The sequence below is a fragment of the Phyllobacterium chamaecytisi genome (assembly GCF_020164455.1).
Classification (GTDB): domain Bacteria; phylum Pseudomonadota; class Alphaproteobacteria; order Rhizobiales; family Rhizobiaceae; genus Phyllobacterium; species Phyllobacterium chamaecytisi.
Map to the genome: position 1 here is coordinate 16478 of NZ_JAIQWW010000022.1, position 17034 is coordinate 33511.

Sequence of the window (17034 nt, forward strand, 5' to 3'; positions counted from 1 at the left end):
TATCCACACATTTCCTCGTTTCAAAACGATTCTTCTCAATTCGAAGCCCTCTCCCGGAACAGCGGTCCAATGCGCCTCTTCACCTGCGACAACTGCAAGAACGTTGTCTTTTTCGATAATCGCCAATGCGTCCAGTGCAAATCCAGGCTGGCCTATGAACCTGTTACTATGACAATGCGCGCGATCAGTTCCCAGGCTGCAGGTTCGTGGCGATTTTTGAGAGGTGAAGGATTGGATGCATGCATGTGCGCAAACGCATCTTTTGAGGTTTGCAATTGGCTGGTCGATCCCTCGGAGAACCGAGATTTCTGCCTGTCCTGCCGTCATAATCGTCTTGTGCCATCCGTTAAAACATCAGAGGGCCTAAACCATTGGCGCAAAATTAGTCGGGCGCAGCAGCACCTCTTCTATTCCATTTTGCGCTGGAACCTTCCGCATCCCGATCGCACCGAGGATCCAACGGGCGGACTGGTGTTCGATTTCCTTGAAGATCAACGTCTTCCCAGTGGAGTGATTGTACCCGCAATGAGTGGCCACGACGAAGGTCTCATCACCATTCGTGCCGCCGAGGCCGATGACGCGACGCGCGAAGAGGCGAGGCAATCGGTCCATGAACTGTACCGGACGCTGCTTGGTCACCTTCGTCACGAAAGCGGTCATTTTATATGGAACAAACTTGTTCGCGACGGCAATGACCTGGAGAACTACCGCTCAGTGTTTGGCGATGAGCGGGCAGATTATGAACGAGCTCTCCAGCACTATTATGCCAATGGTCCCCTCCTGGGATGGCAGGAAAGCTTCGTCTCGGCTTACGCAAGCTCCCATCCGTGGGAGGACTTTGCCGAGTGCTTTGCACACTATATTCATATCGTTGACAGCCTTGAGACCGCACGTGAATTTGGCGTCGCAGCAAAACCGCCAGAGCATCTGGCAATGGCAGCATCAATCGATTTCGATCCTTATCAAGCGGATAGCGCCGAACAGCTTGTGAGCACCTGGGTCCCACTTAGTATCGCAATCAATTCTATACAGCGCAGCATGGGTCAATCCGATTCGTATCCATTCGTCTTGTCCTCGCCCGTTATCGTGAAACTCGAATACCTGCATCGCCTTGTTCAGAAGTTCGGGAAGCAACAAGTCATTCGCGGAGCATATGATTGCTGATCGTACCAAAGCAGGCGAAGCGATGATGCCTACAGCCAAGGCCATGACATGAGAATCTGTGGAGTCGACCCGTGTTCGAAGGTTTCGATCTAGAGCTAATCTCCCTGCGGGACGCGACGCTGCGCGTCCGGCATGGCGGAACGGGACCTCCCCTGCTGCTTTTGCATGGCCATCCTCGTACGCATACAACCTGGCACAAAGTTGCGCCGCGCTTGGCACAGTCTTTCTTTGTGGTTTGTCCTGATCTGCGGGGTTTTGGTCAATCGTCGAAACCTGTGGACACAGTCGATCACGCCGGGTCCTCCAAACGAGCAAAGGCCAAAGATTGCGTTGAATTAATGCATACGCTCGGACATGAACAGTTCTCCATAGTGGGACATGATCGAGGGAGCTACACGGCTTTTCGGACTGCCATGGACTACCCTGACACAGTGAAGTCGCTCAGTATCCTTGATGGCGTTCCGATCTTGGACGCTCTGGAGCGATGCGACGAGAAATTTGCCAAGGCGTGGTGGCACTGGTTTTTCTTCGCCCAACAAGACAAACCGGAGCGCGCTATCCTGGCCGATCCACTTACTTGGTATGGCGGATCCCCGGACAAGATGGGCAATGGCAACTTCCAAGATTTTTGTGCAGCAATTCATGATCCGCAAACCGTGCATGGCATGGTCGAGGATTATCGCGCTGGCCTGAAGATCGACCGTGCGCACGACCTGGAGGACCGCGATGCTGGGCGCAAGATCACGTGCCCCACGCAGGTCCTGTGGTCGCAACATGACGATTTGGAATTTCTCTACGGCGACGTCCTGGATGTGTGGCGTCCATGGACGACCGACTTATGCGGGCATGGCCTTCCGTGCGGACATCACATGGCGGAAGAAATCCCCGAACTGCTGACGAGGGAATTGGCTGCGTTCCATGAGCGACATCAGTAACTTAAAAAGAGTCTTGAATGTCATTATTAAGCTCCGTGAATGACCTCTGAACGCAATCCAGGGAAGTCCATTTTACCTGCGAAAATGATCCAGGTCGCAAAGGTGTGCCCGTCTCAGGCTAACGAGCGTGGGTATCGCAAATTGCATATGGAACCATTCCCTTCCCCTCGTACTGGACCTTGAATCATTGTTGTGGCGTTACACGTCGCCGAACCGTGGGCCGCTAATGCCGTCGATGTGAGGCGTGGTGCCACCCCGAGTGTTGGGGCGCTTCGAGAATTTCCTCACGGGACTTCTCACCCAACATTTCCAAGAGATGGGTCTTAGCCCGGTTTATTCTGCTTTTGATAGTTCCAATGGGGCAATCGCAAATTTCCGCGGCTTCGTCGTAGCTAGCACCCATGACACAAACCAGCATGATTGCTTGCCGGAAATCCGGGTCGAGTTGATGCAATGCTGTCTCAAGTTCATGACCCCGAATAGTCCATTCCTGGGATGGTGGCCGGGAGGGTCCGTTTTCAGCGATATCTTTTTCCCCGCCTGTGACCTCCCTCAGTTGGTGCTTTATCGCTGTATTGAACGTATTTCTCATGATGGTGAACAACCATGACTTCATGCTCGTGCCCGGAGTAAACTGGTGCAATGATCCGAGCGCGCGTTTGAGTGTTTCTTGGACAAGATCGTCTGCGTCATCGGGTTGCCGATAGAATGACCTCGCAAATGCCCTTAACGCTGGCACAAGAGTAACGAGTTCCGCTCTGCAGTTAACTTCTAACTGGTAATCTTGATAAACGGGATCGATTGCAACCATATCTTGTCCTCTCTGGATAAGAGGACAATGCGTCGAAGAGATAACTCGTTCCTCCGTCGCCTGAACTGTACGCTACCGAACATTTCAGCTTTTTTGGGTCGTGGAAACCAAAGTGTTTACTAGCTCGTCTGTGCTCAGAAGAGCATGGTCGGCTCGCATGATGCAATTGAGAGCGAGTGTTTTGAGCGGCATGCTTTGTCACCTTTGAACGCTGCGGGTCCGCGCAAAGTGGCCGAGCTACAGGCCACTTTGCTTGAAGGACGAGGTCAGCGACTCTTGCTGCCCTCGCTGCCTTTCGACTGCTTGTCGGATGAGTTGCTCGATGAGCCGCTCTTATCCCGCCTGTCGGTTGAGCTTTTCGAACCACCCTTGGTGCTTGATTTGCGATCCTGACTATTTGGCATTTCTTTCCTCCATGTTGACTGGAAAAGTTCCAGTATCCAATCAACCCAGCATGAGGAAAACTGTTCCGGCTAGCTGACCTTTGGTGCGTTATCGCACCAAATCTCGTTCAGGACACGACATCGCCTTGAATCTCCATCAGTCGCCATGTCGCGGCTGCGGATCCGCCGTTAGTAGATCCGCAAAAAATATCGTTCCGATCAGCTCACCTGGCTCATTATAGACGCGAACGACCCAGCTGGTTGGGTCGAGTCCTTCGAGAACGCCATCAACAATAGTTTCCTGTGCAGCCTGTTTTGCCTCCGCCAGCGCGTGTTCGTAATCCGGAAGCTCGATCCCTTTTACGTCCTCAAGAACGACGTCCTCGTGAAAAACAAAACGAAACAATGGCATGGGAATCCCCCCGCTCTGATGAGGAAACGTGCTCATTCCAGAGTGAGCACGGCTGAACATCAAGCTGCTTTTTGGGCTTTGCTGTTAACGCCGCTTTCGGCGAGCTTGGTCAGCGCGGCATCGGTGGCGATTTCTTCCTCGAGGGTTTGCACCAGAAGTGCCGTCGCGTCTTTCATACCCAATTCGTCCGCCCAACGAGCCAATGTACCGTACCGGGCCATTTCGTAGTGTTCGACTGCCTGAGCTGACGAAACCAATCCTGCATCAAGAGCCGGCTGGCCTTTGAAATCTTCCAGGACGTCTTCACCTTCAGCGATGATGCCTTCAATCGCATCACAGGTTTTGCCTTGTGCACGCTTTCCGAATATCTCGAAAACCTGCTGCAGGCGCTCGACGTGGACTTCCGTTTCATCACGGTGCTTCTCGAAAGCCGCCTTCAACTCCGGCGATTCTGCGCCCCTGGCCATCTTTGGTAGCGCTTTGAGAATTTTCCGTTCGGCGTAATAGACATCCTTCAGGGTCTCGTGAAATAAATTGTCCAATGTTTTTGTTACCATGCTTTTGTCCTCCGGTTGTTATCGCTGCCCAATGTGGCGGGTGAGCAAGGAACCACGCCAGACGACGATTGTTCCGCTTGGCGATAACAAATTAGTGGGAATTTTGGTGACGGTGGAGAAATCCATGAGGGTGAAGGTGGCAATTACCAATCCTGCGAATTTCTCGACCAAGCGGAATTTTAAACATCAAGCCCTTTCCGCCGACAACTGCAAACGGTCAGCGCTCCAACCTCATCGGTTTGTGTGATGCACTGGTCTGACCCCGGGAGCCGCTCGGCCCTGCAACGCTTAACTACCGCAATGACCAGCCAGTCAGACGAACGGATTCTTCCTCGGCCAGACCATATGCCCCGTCCGCAAGCACCATTAAGCCTTCGCGGTCCAAAACTATGATCTCCGATCTCCTGGAACGGATGAGCCCCTTTCCCTCCAGGATGTGTAGAGCGACCGTAACGCCCGATCGTCTCACGCCTAACATGCGGGCAAGATGTTCATGTGTAAAGCTCATGCTATCGCCGTCCACCCTGTCATGTGCGAGCAAAACCCATCGGGCCAGCCGGTCCTCCAGTTTCGAATGCCCGTTGGCAATCGCCGTAGACCCCACCTGAATGGAAAGCGCACGCGCAAATCTTGTAAGCAATATTCTTATGGATTCCTTGGCGCGAACTGCATCCAATAAATCGGATGCGTCGATTCGAAAAGCGGTTCCATTCATTTGAACGACAGTGCGATATGCGCTGCGGTCGTCATATTGGAGAAGCGCAGAGCCGGACATCCCATCTCTACCGAATAGACCGACTTCCAGATCGCGACTGCGTGGCAAGCTCGCCATCATCGAGGCGATACCGCTTTCAAGAAAATAGACGCATTCAAGCTTTTGTGCGGGGATCTCGATCTCCTGTCCGAGCTTCAACGGAACGATCCGCATTTTAGGCAACAGTAAAGCTTTGTCCTCCTCGGACAACCTCGATAACAAATGATTGCGTATCGGGGGTAGTTGATCGCTTGCCATAGTCTTTCCTTCCAAGAACGACTTACAGGTCGTGACCTGCAAGTTATGAACTTTGGAGCATGACTTCGGAGACTTTTTGCGAGAGCTCGCTCTGCATAAACGGCTTTGACAGTAGGGATATGTCCTTGCCAGCACCGTCAGGCAATTCCGAGTAGCCGGTAGCCAGGATAACGGGCATATCCGGCCACCCTACCTGGATTTCCCGGATGAGCTGGGTTCCCGTCATGTTCGGCATTGCCTGGTCGGTCAAAACAAGATCAATACAGCTGTGGGACCGTAGAAGTTCGAGTGCCCGTCTACCGGAACCAGCTTCGATCACCGTATGACCGAGTTCTTCAAGCATGGCGACTGTGTTCATCAGCACCAAGGCATCATCGTCCACCGCCAAAATAGTCAAGGATTGCGGTGCACCAAGATCCTCCACCGTCGAAGAATCATCCTGAGCGGCCGTCGTCATTGGTTCTGGTATAACCGGCAACCAGAGCTCCGCTCTTGTTCCCTTGCCGATCTCACTCTGAAGAACGAGCTGACCGTCTGACTGCTTCATTATGCCATGAACCATCGACAGACCTAGCCCCGTGCCCTTTCCAACACCTTTGGTTGTGAAAAAAGGCTCGACGGACCGTCCGAGGGTCTCGTCATCCATACCCTCACCTTCATCGTTCACAGAGAGACAGATGTAGTCGCCCGGCGAGAGCTCCGAGTGAGCATCCGTGATTTTTGCTGTGCGGGCTGCAATCGAGATGGTGCCGCCATTTGGCATTGCATCTCGCGCATTGACCGCAAGGTTGAGAAGCGCAAGTTCAAGCTGATTGGGGTCGGTCTGGACCTTGGCGAGTGACAACGGAAACAACGTCTCGACCACGACTGTCGAGCCGAGCGATCGCTCAAGGAGGTCGGCCATGCCCCGCACAAGAGCTGGGACGTCAACGGGCTCAAGATGCAACTTTTGTCTTCTGGCGAAGGCCAGCATCCGTTTGGTAAGAGTGGCTCCGCGTTGCGCGCCCTGCATCGCGTTATCCAGCAATGCCAAGGTTTTGCGATCATCGGGTAATCTTCTCCGTAGAAGTTCCAGGCTTCCAAGAATTGCCATCAGGAGATTGTTGAAATCATGGGCAACTCCTCCAGTCAGTTGCCCGATGGTTTCCATTTTCTGGGATTGGAACAGCGCTTCGCGGGCCCTTGCCAGTTCTTGTTGGTTATGGTTTCGGTCGGTTACATCTCGGGTAACTTTGGCAAAGCCGACAAGCTCGCCAGTTTCGTTTTTGACGGCGTCGATAATTACGCTAGCCCAGAAGCGCGTGCCGTCCTTTCGAACCCGCCAGCCCTCATTCTCAAATCGACCTTGTTCCAGGGCAGTTTCTAAAGCCTTATTCGGCAGATCCAGATCCAAATCTTCCTGGGTATAGAATCGAGAGAAATGCTGCCCAATGATCTCGGAAGGAGGGTAGCCTTTGATGCGTTGAGCACCTGTGTTCCAGGTTATGACATTTCCCCGAAGATCGAGCATGTAGATGGCATAGTCAGTGACGCCCTGGACGAGTATCTTGAACTGCTCCTCGCTCAATCTCAGCGCCTCGTCCGAAGCCTTGTGTTCCGTTAGATCTCGGGTAACGTTCGCGTATTCAACTACCCCTCCGGACCTGCTGTAGATGGGGTCTATTACGACATGCGCCCAGAAACGGCTACCGTCCTTCTTGATCCGCCAGCCTTCACCTTCGAATTTGCCGTCACGGGTTGCGCGCTCCAGTGTATTCACAGGAAGACCAGAGACGTTGTCATCTTCCGTATAAAACCGCAAAAAATGCTCGCCGATGATTTCCTCTGCCCGATAACCCATAATGCGTTGCGCGCCAGGGCTCCATCCCGTCACAATACCGCTGCCATCCAGCATGCAGATGGCGTAGTCTGTCACCGCATCCGGCGATCGCTCATTGCGTTGCATTCATTTCCCTCTCGCCCTATCCGTAAACCATTGATCACCTGACAACGACAGTTCATCTGCAAGGTTCCGCCACGCTCAGATTTTGATGAAAATCGCTTACCGCCAAGCTTGCGGCAGAACAAAATTCAACACTTCCGCTTTCAAAGCGATAGCGTGAAACGATCGTGTCGGTCCGCTCGTCGCTGACTGTCTTCACTGTCAAGATTGGCACCTCCCGGTGGCGAGTCAATGTCGAGAAAGGTCTATGCCCTTTTTACAACCTTCGAACCATGTATCGTGCAAAACGTTCTCGCATTTCTCGCATATTGGATGAGATTTTCTCGCCAATGCCTTGCGAACACTGAGGTCAGATGTGGACACCCGCGTGTCAGGATAGGCGTTTGGGTCTACCGCGCCCCTGTCGCGGAGTGGTCAATGCCTCCCAAACACAAGCCGAATGCACATTCCAGATTTCAGTTCCGTCGGCGACCAATTCAGCCGCAACTTTTCTAACGCACCACAAGTGCGGTGCGCACACATGTACCTCAAAAGTATGTCCGCTAACGCACAGTCCGTCCGACACGAATCAGGAACATTTTGCTTTGGCTTTTGGTCGGGGAATAACGGGGAATTTAGTAGCAACAGGAGGAAAGTATGGCGAACAATGAACGTAACCAGCAGGGGGATACTTCGAATCGCGGCTTTGGATCTATGGATGACGACAAGCAGCGCGAGATCGCAGGCCAAGGCGGAAAGCAGTCCGGAGGCAATTTCAAGAATGATCCGGAACGCGCTGCGGAGGCTGGTCGAAGCGGTGGCGAGCAGTCTGGAGGCAATTCTAAAAATCCGGAGAGGTCAGCCGAGGCAGGTCGAGAAGGCGGACAGCAAGTCGGCGGGAACCGGGAATCCAATCAACAGTCCGGTGGAAACCACGAAGGTGAGCAACGAACCGCCGAAGAAGGTCAAAACGACCGACAGCAGGGTGGAAACTTCGCGGACGATCCCGAACGCGCTCGCGAAGCGGGTCGCAAGGGTGGACAGAGCTAAACGCTGAACTCTTCGAGAGCGGCCGGGACACATCCCAGCGCTCAGGGGTAGTCAAAAGCCCATACCCGAACCGGACAGCCTTCGGTGGTGCAAATAATGCGGAATCAGCTTTGCAGGAACTTTCGCAAATGAGAGAGACTCTCACTCGCAATTTAAGCTTTGCGTTCCGTAGACAAATGAACATCGATTAGCTGCACAATCGCCCTACGCGCCTCATGGGCAGGCCAACCGATCGAAACAGCATCGTCCAGTAGCCGCTTCAATGCTGGTCCGGCATGAGCCAGGAATTCAACTTCCAAGCTCTCCTGGCAATCCAGATCATCACGGTCGTCCTGGGGCGGTATTATAGGCATGGCGGATTCCCATTGTTATTTGCAGTCTTCTTGAGCGGTATGCGACTCAAACCTCCGCCATCACTGCCGGGAGTTTCGAGATATCGTTCATACGTCTTTCGAACTTGGCTGGCTGCTAGCTGTCGCAACGATTGAACACCGCTCACTCCATCCAGCCGAAACTGCGAATGGCGAGTAAAAATTTCCAGCACCACAGTCCACTTTCCGGGCCGCCATCAATGCGATGAACGCGACCGACATCGATTCCGCTACGATTCGTCGCAGTGAAATCCTGCGCTTGCTCTTCTAGTCCTACGCGAGTTTTTTGCCATTTAATTTCCATGGCTTTCAAACTCTGAACAATTCAATTTGTTTCAAACTTCCAATCGCTTCAAATATCTTTTCTCTTCATCAATTTGCGCAGTTCCCTTTCGACCGACGAAAGCACGTTCTGATGCATCGCCAGATTGGTATTCTCGGCAACCTCAATCATCGCGGCGAGAACCTCTTGCTTGGTCCATCCTGCAACCTGGGCGTCACCAAGCAATTCGAGTATCCGGTCTTCCACTGCTCGCTGACAGTCAGCGAAGCGATCCGGGTCGTCTCTTGTGCGCGTCGGGCCGGGAACCGTCATGAGCCATTGCCCGTAAAGTTCTCGTCGTTGAATGGCGGGAGGGCTCCGAAGTTTTTAGCGCTATAAAGCGCGATCAATTGTCCTTCGCCTTCATTGGGTACGCCCGAGAAGAGGAATACCTCACCAAGTTCAGGGTGATGACCGTGGACACCATTGAACGGGAACTCGTCGGGATCGGAGGATTCGTGAACGGTCACGTCGTCAACAAATCCGTCCTTCACATGAATAATTATTTCTGCAGAACCTGAAAGCTCCTGCGTATCCGTCAAAGCATCTCTGACCTCAAATTCAGACTCCGGATCCCAGCCTTCGTTTCCAATGAAATCCTTGTCGCGCAACCTGACTTTCCATGGCATGGCTCAATCCTCCGATCAGAGCAACAGCGGTTGTTCTTCCGCGTTTGGCAGGCTTTCCAACAGTACGCCTCGGGTCATCCCACGCGCTTCTTACGAGAAATTCGCGATAGCTGTCAGGGTCACTTAGATCACGTGACCATCCATGCCGCGTCAATAACCGCGATGCCGTTAAAGCTGGACTGGCTTGATATTGTCCACGCTGATTGACCCCGTTATAACGCCGCGTACCAGATCGGTTCTATCCGTTTCAATTTCGATCACAGTGTATAGTTTATCGTCTCTGAAAGCACTCGCGTTGATCGTTGTCACATCGTCAGCCGGCGCTGAGTCGATTTCCATAAAGTCGAGTTCGCGCCCTGCAGCAACAATTCTGGCGTCGCCCGTGGTACGGGCAGCGACAAGCACTTCGCCTTGATGGGGCGAGTTTTGCCAGCGCGGATCGCCAGCGGGTGCCGTCGGTACTAGCCGATAAAGGTGGAGCGTCTCACCCATTCCTGGCAAGGGTGATGCACGGCTCTCCGCGTCCATAACTTGCGCATGGCTTTCCACGGAACGGCCAAAGGTTGTGGCGCTACTTCTCTCAAATGCCTCATCACCATCGGCTTTGTTATCTTTCGACATCACATGCCCCTTGCTGCGTTTGCCTCCAACCTCAAACGCCATGATGTCGGAATTGTTCCGGTCTGGCCTCTGGCAGGCTGGGTGCAGCGCTCCCATGGCGCAGGCCGGGATAGCAAGGATTGAGCAATCAAGAGGGGCTGTGAAACCGCCGCTCTCTGCACGTATGCCTTGAGTGCTCGCCGGACCAACTGATTTAACACCAGCGTCCCCTGCCGTACCAAGGGCTCTTCACAAATCCCGCAACCAGACGAGACGAAGGCCAATATATCCTCACAGCTGAAACTTTTTGCTTACAAAGCGAGAACCGCGTAGCCCGAAACGCCAGGGTGTTTCGGCGGCCCGGCTGATGCCGATGCGTAGTCCACTGCAAACCTCGACATGTTCATGCCTGCGAGCGAATGAAAATGGCCACTCTAGCAGCGACATTCCGTCATGCGATTTTTGGATGCCCAGTGCTTGTGCGACTTTACCAGGCCCCGAACACAGTTGGCCGATATCGTCCGTGGCTCGCCGAGACCGCATCGCCTCGATACCCTGAGTTGGTTCGATCGCTCTGATCAGAACGGCTGATCCGGGAATGCAAACCAGGTTCAGACACCAATGAATACCGTAAGAACGGTAGACATAAGCGCGTCCAGCCGCGCCAAACATGGTCTTGTTTCCAGGCGTTGGACCCCTGAAACTATGCGATGCTGGATCGTCTTGGGAATAGGCTTCCGTCTCCACGATGCGTCCACCAATGTCCCCGACAAACATCGACATGCCAATCAAATCCCGAGCCACCGCTTCAGCATCCCGGCGGAAAAACTCGGCATCAATCGTGGCATCTTTCTGTTTTCGTTTCGAAGGGAACCAATTTGTCTTGCGTACCTTTATGAATCGCGGCGGGCCAACATCCTTGTGTCCTCCGCAATATTGTAACGACAAAAAGCAATCTACAGGAGGTTTTCATGGGTCGCGGCATTCTTCTTTGGTTACTCGGAGTTCCGATTCCAATCATCCTGCTCCTCTTTCTGTTCATGCGATAGGAGAGCAAAATGTCCCTCACCGATATGCAAACGGATGTTGATGCATCCGTGGAGACCAGTGCGAGCGCCGTCAGTTGGGGTCCGATTTTTGCGGGTGCTGTGACGGCTGCAGCCGTAACATTGCTATTGACCCTGCTGGGGTCAGGTTTCGGATTGACAATGGTTTCGCCGTGGGCTTCCGAAAGTTCCTCCGCCACAACATTTGCGGTGTCCACCGCCATCTGGTTGATCCTCGTTCAATGGGTATCCGCCGGAGTCGGTGGTTACTTAACAGGTCGCCTTAGGACCAAATGGGCGGGCATCCATACCAACGAAGTTTACTTTCGTGATACTGCGCATGGCTTTGTCGCATGGGCTCTCGCAACTTTGTTTGTTGCCGCTGTGCTCGGGTCTGCTGTTTCGTCGACAATCCATGCAGGTTTGCAGGCAGCGTCCAACGTCGCTTCCGAAGCCGCAAGTGCCGCCACCGCTGCCGCCAGCTCCACCTCAAGCGATACATCTGTTTCCTACTTCGTAGACAGTTTGCTACGGCCGGCCTCGCCTGCGTCGGCAACGCCCGAACGCGCAGGGGATGCAAGTGCAGAGGTATCACGCATTTTGTTGAACGCGGCAGCTACCGGAACGCTCCCTCCCGAAGATCGCACGTACCTTGACCAGTTGGTTGCGGCGCGCAGCGGCCTGAACGAGGCGGATGCGAAGGCACGCGTAGACGCCGTTCTCGCACGGGCGGATGCTGCAAAAAAATCGGCAGCCGAGGCAGCAGACAGTGCAAGAAAGGCCGCAGCCGCGGCGGCGTTCATGGCAGCGTTCTCATTGCTGCTCGGGGCGTTTATCGCAAGCGTTGCCGCAGCTCTTGGTGGTAGACAGCGCGATGATGACGAAACACTTTATCTGTCGGCATCAGATAGGGCCCGTGTCACCTGACGAATTCAGATGATCTGCGTTCCGCCCACGAATGGACAGCAGAATGGCTCCGTCGCGAGGTTGGATGAGAGACGAATACGGTTAAGGCGGGAGTGTGCTCTCGCCATTCACTTGGGAAAAGCTCATTACATGGCGATTGATTGATTCCGACGCCTCTGTAAGAACACTGCTTTTAAGGAGCACTGCTCTGCTCAACGAGCGGCGGTGTAGCATTGCGCGCAATTATCTTCGAGCGTCATGAAGAAAAAATTGCGATACCGGCTTTGTTACTGGCACCCGCTCAAGGAGCCAGAAGACAATCTCGTGCCACCGGACAAAGGTATGATTCTGCACTCGAGGCGTACCTCATCCAAGATTTGTTCCTTTGTTGGCTAAGTCTGATCAAGCAACCATGGCCAGCTACAGCGACATGATTGCGTCATGTCGCGGCGAGAAGACCGGCACGACGATCATGCCGACGGGATTTCTAAACCTTGGAGGTAACGGCGAAGAATACTGAGCGTCTCCTGACGGATGCCTGCCAGGAAGGCTGTGCTAGACACCTCATCCCTTGGCTGGCAAAGAATAAAGGGTCGTTTGACTATGACGATATCTCTGTTTCTCGCTGCTCTCGGATGCGAAGCTCCGCCAACCGACCGGGCGAAAGAATTGGACCTATATGGTTGGTTAATCGGAAGCTGGGAAATGGAAACCATCCGCTATCTCGACGATGGCACAACCCAAGGATCGACTGCAGAAATCCATTTCGGCTGGGTGCTGGAAGGTCGCGCCATCCAGGATATCCGGATCAGGCCAAAACGACCTGCTCCGTCCACCATGGATGGTACGACTTTGCGCATCTTCGATCCAGGCATTGGCGGCTGGCATATCATCTGGAGTGACCCACTCAACCAAGATTACTCGCGTCAGATCGGACGGGCCGAGAGTAAGGACATTGTTCAGGTCGGCGACGACTCGCGTGGCCTGAAAGCTCGATGGCGTTTCACTGAGATCACTGCCGACAGCTTCCATTGGATCGGCGAGGAAAGATCTTCCAACAGCGCTCTTGGCAAATCACTTACGAACATTTTGCCTGCAGAACCGATCCTTGCTTTGGGCAGTTTTGTGACGAAATAGCCACAGATGAATAAGTGCAGCCAGGAGTGTGCTCTCGACATTTTGTGGGGAAAAAGCTCGCGATGATATCGCGACGGGTGGTAGGGCACTTCCGAGGTATCAGTTCAAAGTGACGTCGGCCACATCTTTCTTATAGTCTGCCTTCGGATCGACTCCGATAAGCACTTTGATACCTGCCAGAATACTCGATCCGTTCAACCATATTTCAGCGCGGTCCGCTTCGAAGCGCAGCAGAACAAGTTTGGGATCGTCTTTTCCGTGCTCGTACCACGCCGCCACAAAGGTATTCCACAGTCGATCGATTGTGGCGCGATCGTTGTGGACAGCAACCGATCCATGAACGGAAGCAAAAAGATCGTGGCCCTTTGCGGCGAACGCCGCAACGGCCCGGCTGTTTTCTCCAAGGTTTTGGACAAGCGAGCTTTCCGTCGAAGTAAAGAAGAAGATGGGTCCATGATCTCCCTCTACCTGGGCTGTCATAGGTCGCGTATGGCTCTCTTCCACCCCCACCAGACCCAACATCATTGTCATGTCAGATTTTAGCGTTTTCCAGAATTTTTGCTGCAGTTCTTGAGGGGTTGTCATCTTCCGATCCTTTCTGAAATCGGATTGTAAACTGTCCGGAGCGAGAAAAGTTCCTGCCGTTTAAGCGGATAAGAATGGCGCACGCAGGTTCCAGTGTCGCGCTGGGAGATTTCTATTGCGTTCTTCGCAGCATCAGAACCGAATTTGTGGCTGCTTGAGAACATTGTTTGCAGAGCACGACAAGAAAGCGGGACTCCCGAACAAGCCTCACCAAGTGCCTGGCAATGGATCGATCGGAACAATATTTTGCTATCGGAGTTCGTGGGCCTGTCGGAGAGCGGGGGACCTCTTCGGCAGAGGCTCGGCGTGTCACCGCCCATTGAACCCCGCGTCGGGCCTCACCTGTCGTTTTTTATATAGGCATTAGCTAAATCCGTCGCCTCCGTGCGCTTGGCGTCGTATTTCCCTATGTGTTCGGCAAACGCTCCAGCTGACTCATAGGCGTGCCAACGAGCCGGAACGACGTTTCCGCACCGCGGCATGGCATCGATTTTTGCTGCATCGGCGCAGGATACCAACTTGGCCAACGTCTCGATTTGACAAGCGCATGGAATGGAATGGTATTGTCGGAGCATCCAGGGTAGGCGGACAAAGTCGCCTTGAACCCTTGGATCTCGTTCCGGTATTTGGATTATACTCTCAAACGAGCTTGGCATAGCCGCCCCTGAGCAACCGGTCTCGGCAAATCATGACCATCGATTGGATATCAACACTGCAAGAGGCAGGCGGAGTTCGCGAACCTGATCGCGGACGACGTGAAACAAACTCTGGAAATCCCTGATTTGCGCGTTGCCGAGGCTAGCGGGCTTTACCGCGTCGTGGAGCAAGGCGCGCACAGACATTTGATCGGATCATGGAGCAAATGAAGAGCGCCAGCGATATCGACGATGACTTAAGGGACGGCGCGGGATCAATAGCGGACGTGTGGACCAATCTTTCCGTGACGACTGCGAACAAGGTCCGCTCCATGCAGGGCTTGTCACCGATAGACTTCCCCTCGGGTCCCAGCGGTAGGGATTGAGGACCGATGGGCATTCAGTCAGCATAAAGCAGCAGGATGCCGCCAACCACAATCAGAACTATCGCCGGAATGTTTCTCGTCAATCCGAGGAACTTCAGCCCCTGCCCGCGAGGTTCCAAGGAGGGTGAGTTTTGATTGTCTGGCGGCCGGCTCAGCCTGCGACCACTGAGCGCTGACCAAGCCGAATAGAGCACGCCAGCAGTCACCAAAACTGCACCAAGAGCCTTCAGCATCACTCATCTCCACCACAATCGTGGAACTTCAATCATTCCACCGTCTCGGCGATCAGCTCGTGCGCCCGAATTGGTAAAGTTCGGACTCGCCTGTCAAAAGCCCTGCTTTTTTCCCGCGCTCTTGCCGTCGGAGCTTTTCGAGCGTTCCTCAAAACGATCTGCACCCTTGGCAAGGTCAGAACCTTTTTGCGCTTCGACCTTTTTCTCATCGGCAGCGGTGCTTTTTCTCAATCCGCGCGCGGCTTGCTTGCCTTTTTCTGTTGGAGCTTGCTCGATACCCATCGCCTTTCCTCCTCGCTTACTTCGCTGGGCTCAACGGTTAGATTGTGCCCTTCTTCCGCCACCTCTCGTTAGCCGCCGCGTGGCTTTTGGGGGTGCCTCGCTGTCTGCAGGCGGGTACTCACATCTCAAAGCAGGCAGGGCACAGACTCTGCCGCAAAGCAACTGATTATGGGCGTCCACCGTTGGACGCGTAATGGTCTACGTGTCCAACGGATGCCAACTTTAGCTTTTGCAATCCTTGTCGGCATCGGCTGAAGCGGCAGCAGTCTTGTCGCCCTTCTGCTGGGCCTGGACATCCTGCTGCGATGTTGCCTGATTTTTGTCGGCCGCCATGGGCATCGTGTCACCGGACTTTTGCTCCGTTTTGGCTGCCGTGCTGGAGCTTGTCGTGGTGCCCACACTCGCCGCCCCTGTTTGGGTCGTGCTATTCGCACTGTCCTGCATCGGGGCTTTCGTGCCGTCCTTCGCTATGCCCGCTTGGGTGTCTTTCTTCGCTGCGTCCGGGCAATCGGCCATAGCGGACGTTATTGCCATTGCTGAAATGGCTGCCGCGACAAAAATTGAAGCAATTGGTTTCATCTCGATCTCCTCCATAGGTGCCTTGCGACGAAACCGTTTCATGAAGGAAAAGTTCCTGTCGTTTGCGGCCAACGGCGTCGATAAATCAATTCCTTTATGGAGATTCGACTAACGGTGAACGAAAACTGACCTTTGTCATTTTACTGCCTATCCCTCATCGAACCTTACCATGCGACGAAGGGTCATTATTGTTTAACCAGGGGCACGTTGAACGTTACAATATCGGTTTGCCGCCTGTTACGGCGATTGTAGCTCCGGATACGTAGCTAGATAGCGGATCCGCGAGCATCACGTAAGCAGTTGCAAGTTCAGCCGGTTGCCCGGGTCGTTTCATCGGAACCTGGTTCCCGAAGCTTTCCACCGCATCCTTTGGCATAGTAGATGGTATGAGGGGAGTCCAAATCGGCCCCGGTGCGACCGAATTGGCACGGATCCCCTTTTCGGCAAGAAGCTGTGCCAGGCCGGCCGTAAAGTTCTGAATTGCACCTTTAGTCGTCGCATATGCGAGCAGCGAAGGATTGGGGGTGTCGGCATTGATCGACGTCGTGTTGATGATAGCGCTGCCTGGTCTCATGTGCGGAACGGCGGCCTTTGTGAGGTAGAACATGGCGTGAATGTTGACCTTAAACGTCAGCTCCCACTCCTCGTCAGAGATATCTTCTATTTTCTCGAAAGTCTTTTGATGGGCAGCATTGTTTACGAGGATATCGATGCCGCCGAGTTCGCTTATGGCGCGGTCAATGATTAAACGGCACTGCTCGGGCGACTGGATATCGCCTGCGAGGAGCACCGCTTTTCGCCCCGCCTCTTCAACGAGCCGTTTCGTTTCTCGGGCATCCTCGTCTTCATTGAGATAAGCAATCAACATGTCTGCGCCCTCGCGCGCATACGCGATAGCGACAGCCCGGCCGATACCACTGTCGCCGCCGGTAATGACAGCGCGCATGTCCCTAAGACGGTTGCTACCTTTATAGGATAACTCCCCGTGATCAGGAATAGGCCGCATCGAACCTGTGTGGCCGGGAATGGGTTGTTCTTGTGACGGAAATGGTGGAGTTGGAAAGTCAGACATCTCAGT

General features: G+C 53.8%; 21 protein-coding genes. 5 read left to right on the forward strand and 16 right to left on the reverse strand.

Features of this window, described 5'->3' with window-relative positions; translation table 11 throughout:
* Window positions 1–69: 69 nt before the first annotated feature.
* Window positions 70–1164, forward strand: coding sequence for a zinc-binding metallopeptidase family protein (locus LB462_RS25805; RefSeq protein WP_224513996.1), 1095 nt, complete (start codon window positions 70–72; stop codon window positions 1162–1164).
* A 71-nt stretch (window positions 1165–1235) separates the two neighbouring features.
* A complete protein-coding gene (locus LB462_RS25810) occupies window positions 1236–2099 on the forward strand; it encodes an alpha/beta fold hydrolase (RefSeq protein ID WP_224513998.1) in 864 nt (287 codons plus the stop codon).
* Between the two features lie 223 nt (window positions 2100–2322).
* On the opposite strand, the gene LB462_RS25815 is transcribed toward LB462_RS25810, so the two are convergent.
* The 5 genes from LB462_RS25815 to LB462_RS25835 form a co-directional block, all read right to left on the reverse strand.
* Window positions 2323–2910 carry a sigma-70 family RNA polymerase sigma factor gene (locus tag LB462_RS25815; protein WP_224514000.1) on the reverse strand — a complete coding sequence of 196 codons (588 nt, stop codon included), beginning with the start codon at window positions 2908–2910 and terminating at the stop codon, window positions 2323–2325.
* A gap of 540 nt (window positions 2911–3450) precedes the next feature.
* Window positions 3451–3705 carry a DUF6894 family protein gene (locus LB462_RS25820; RefSeq protein WP_224514001.1) on the reverse strand — a complete coding sequence of 85 codons (255 nt, stop codon included), beginning with the start codon at window positions 3703–3705 and terminating at the stop codon, window positions 3451–3453.
* Between the two features lie 59 nt (window positions 3706–3764).
* The gene (locus LB462_RS25825; protein ID WP_224514003.1) at window positions 3765–4262 is read right to left on the reverse strand and encodes a YciE/YciF ferroxidase family protein; all 498 of its coding nucleotides are present in this window, start codon (window positions 4260–4262) and stop codon (window positions 3765–3767) included.
* A 292-nt stretch (window positions 4263–4554) separates the two neighbouring features.
* On the reverse strand, window positions 4555–5274 hold the full coding sequence (locus LB462_RS25830; protein ID WP_224514014.1) for a Crp/Fnr family transcriptional regulator: 720 nt from the start codon (window positions 5272–5274) through the stop codon (window positions 4555–4557).
* A gap of 43 nt (window positions 5275–5317) precedes the next feature.
* Window positions 5318–7219 carry a hybrid sensor histidine kinase/response regulator gene (locus tag LB462_RS25835; RefSeq protein ID WP_224514016.1) on the reverse strand — a complete coding sequence of 634 codons (1902 nt, stop codon included), beginning with the start codon at window positions 7217–7219 and terminating at the stop codon, window positions 5318–5320.
* A gap of 633 nt (window positions 7220–7852) precedes the next feature.
* On the opposite strand from LB462_RS25835, the gene LB462_RS25840 reads away from it, so the two are divergent.
* On the forward strand, window positions 7853–8245 hold the full coding sequence (locus tag LB462_RS25840; protein WP_224514027.1) for a con-10 family general stress protein: 393 nt from the start codon (window positions 7853–7855) through the stop codon (window positions 8243–8245).
* Window positions 8246–8397: 152 nt separating this feature from the next.
* Here the strand turns inward: LB462_RS25840 and LB462_RS25845 are convergent, their stop codons facing one another.
* From LB462_RS25845 to LB462_RS25870, 6 genes are all read right to left on the reverse strand, one after another.
* Window positions 8398–8598, reverse strand: coding sequence for a hypothetical protein (locus LB462_RS25845; protein WP_224514029.1), 201 nt, complete (start codon window positions 8596–8598; stop codon window positions 8398–8400).
* Between the two features lie 142 nt (window positions 8599–8740).
* Window positions 8741–8920: a hypothetical protein gene (locus tag LB462_RS25850; RefSeq protein WP_224514031.1), complete on the reverse strand. Its 180-nt coding sequence runs from the start codon at window positions 8918–8920 to the stop codon at window positions 8741–8743.
* A 48-nt stretch (window positions 8921–8968) separates the two neighbouring features.
* Window positions 8969–9211 carry a hypothetical protein gene (locus LB462_RS25855; protein ID WP_224514034.1) on the reverse strand — a complete coding sequence of 81 codons (243 nt, stop codon included), beginning with the start codon at window positions 9209–9211 and terminating at the stop codon, window positions 8969–8971.
* Entirely contained in the window at window positions 9208–9549 is a 342-nt protein-coding gene (locus tag LB462_RS25860) for a hypothetical protein (protein ID WP_224514036.1), read from the reverse strand. Before LB462_RS25860 ends, LB462_RS25855 begins: the two co-directional genes overlap by 4 nt.
* 186 nt (window positions 9550–9735) lie before the next feature.
* Window positions 9736–10188 carry a hypothetical protein gene (locus LB462_RS25865; RefSeq protein WP_224514038.1) on the reverse strand — a complete coding sequence of 151 codons (453 nt, stop codon included), beginning with the start codon at window positions 10186–10188 and terminating at the stop codon, window positions 9736–9738.
* A gap of 270 nt (window positions 10189–10458) precedes the next feature.
* The gene (locus tag LB462_RS25870) at window positions 10459–11007 is read right to left on the reverse strand and encodes a DNA-3-methyladenine glycosylase (RefSeq protein ID WP_224514189.1); all 549 of its coding nucleotides are present in this window, start codon (window positions 11005–11007) and stop codon (window positions 10459–10461) included.
* Window positions 11008–11225: 218 nt separating this feature from the next.
* On the opposite strand from LB462_RS25870, the gene LB462_RS25875 reads away from it, so the two are divergent.
* Together LB462_RS25875 and LB462_RS25880 are read left to right on the forward strand one after the other, a co-directional pair.
* Window positions 11226–12140 carry a hypothetical protein gene (locus LB462_RS25875; protein ID WP_224514040.1) on the forward strand — a complete coding sequence of 305 codons (915 nt, stop codon included), beginning with the start codon at window positions 11226–11228 and terminating at the stop codon, window positions 12138–12140.
* A 684-nt stretch (window positions 12141–12824) separates the two neighbouring features.
* The gene (locus LB462_RS25880; protein WP_224514042.1) at window positions 12825–13256 is read left to right on the forward strand and encodes a hypothetical protein; all 432 of its coding nucleotides are present in this window, start codon (window positions 12825–12827) and stop codon (window positions 13254–13256) included.
* A 99-nt stretch (window positions 13257–13355) separates the two neighbouring features.
* Here LB462_RS25880 and LB462_RS25885 read toward each other — a convergent pair whose 3' ends face one another.
* The 5 genes from LB462_RS25885 to LB462_RS25905 form a co-directional block, all read right to left on the reverse strand.
* Window positions 13356–13841 carry a pyridoxamine 5'-phosphate oxidase family protein gene (locus tag LB462_RS25885; RefSeq protein WP_224514044.1) on the reverse strand — a complete coding sequence of 162 codons (486 nt, stop codon included), beginning with the start codon at window positions 13839–13841 and terminating at the stop codon, window positions 13356–13358.
* A gap of 1035 nt (window positions 13842–14876) precedes the next feature.
* Window positions 14877–15095, reverse strand: coding sequence for a hypothetical protein (locus tag LB462_RS25890; RefSeq protein WP_224514046.1), 219 nt, complete (start codon window positions 15093–15095; stop codon window positions 14877–14879).
* Window positions 15096–15188: 93 nt separating this feature from the next.
* Window positions 15189–15377 (reverse strand): hypothetical protein, encoded by a 189-nt coding sequence (locus tag LB462_RS25895; protein WP_224514047.1) that lies wholly within the window; start codon window positions 15375–15377, stop codon window positions 15189–15191.
* Between the two features lie 222 nt (window positions 15378–15599).
* Entirely contained in the window at window positions 15600–15998 is a 399-nt protein-coding gene (locus LB462_RS25900) for a hypothetical protein (RefSeq protein WP_224514048.1), read from the reverse strand.
* A gap of 172 nt (window positions 15999–16170) precedes the next feature.
* Complete coding sequence (locus LB462_RS25905) at window positions 16171–17028, reverse strand: SDR family oxidoreductase (RefSeq protein ID WP_224514050.1); 858 nt, start codon at window positions 17026–17028, stop codon at window positions 16171–16173.
* Window positions 17029–17034: the final 6 nt, after the last annotated feature.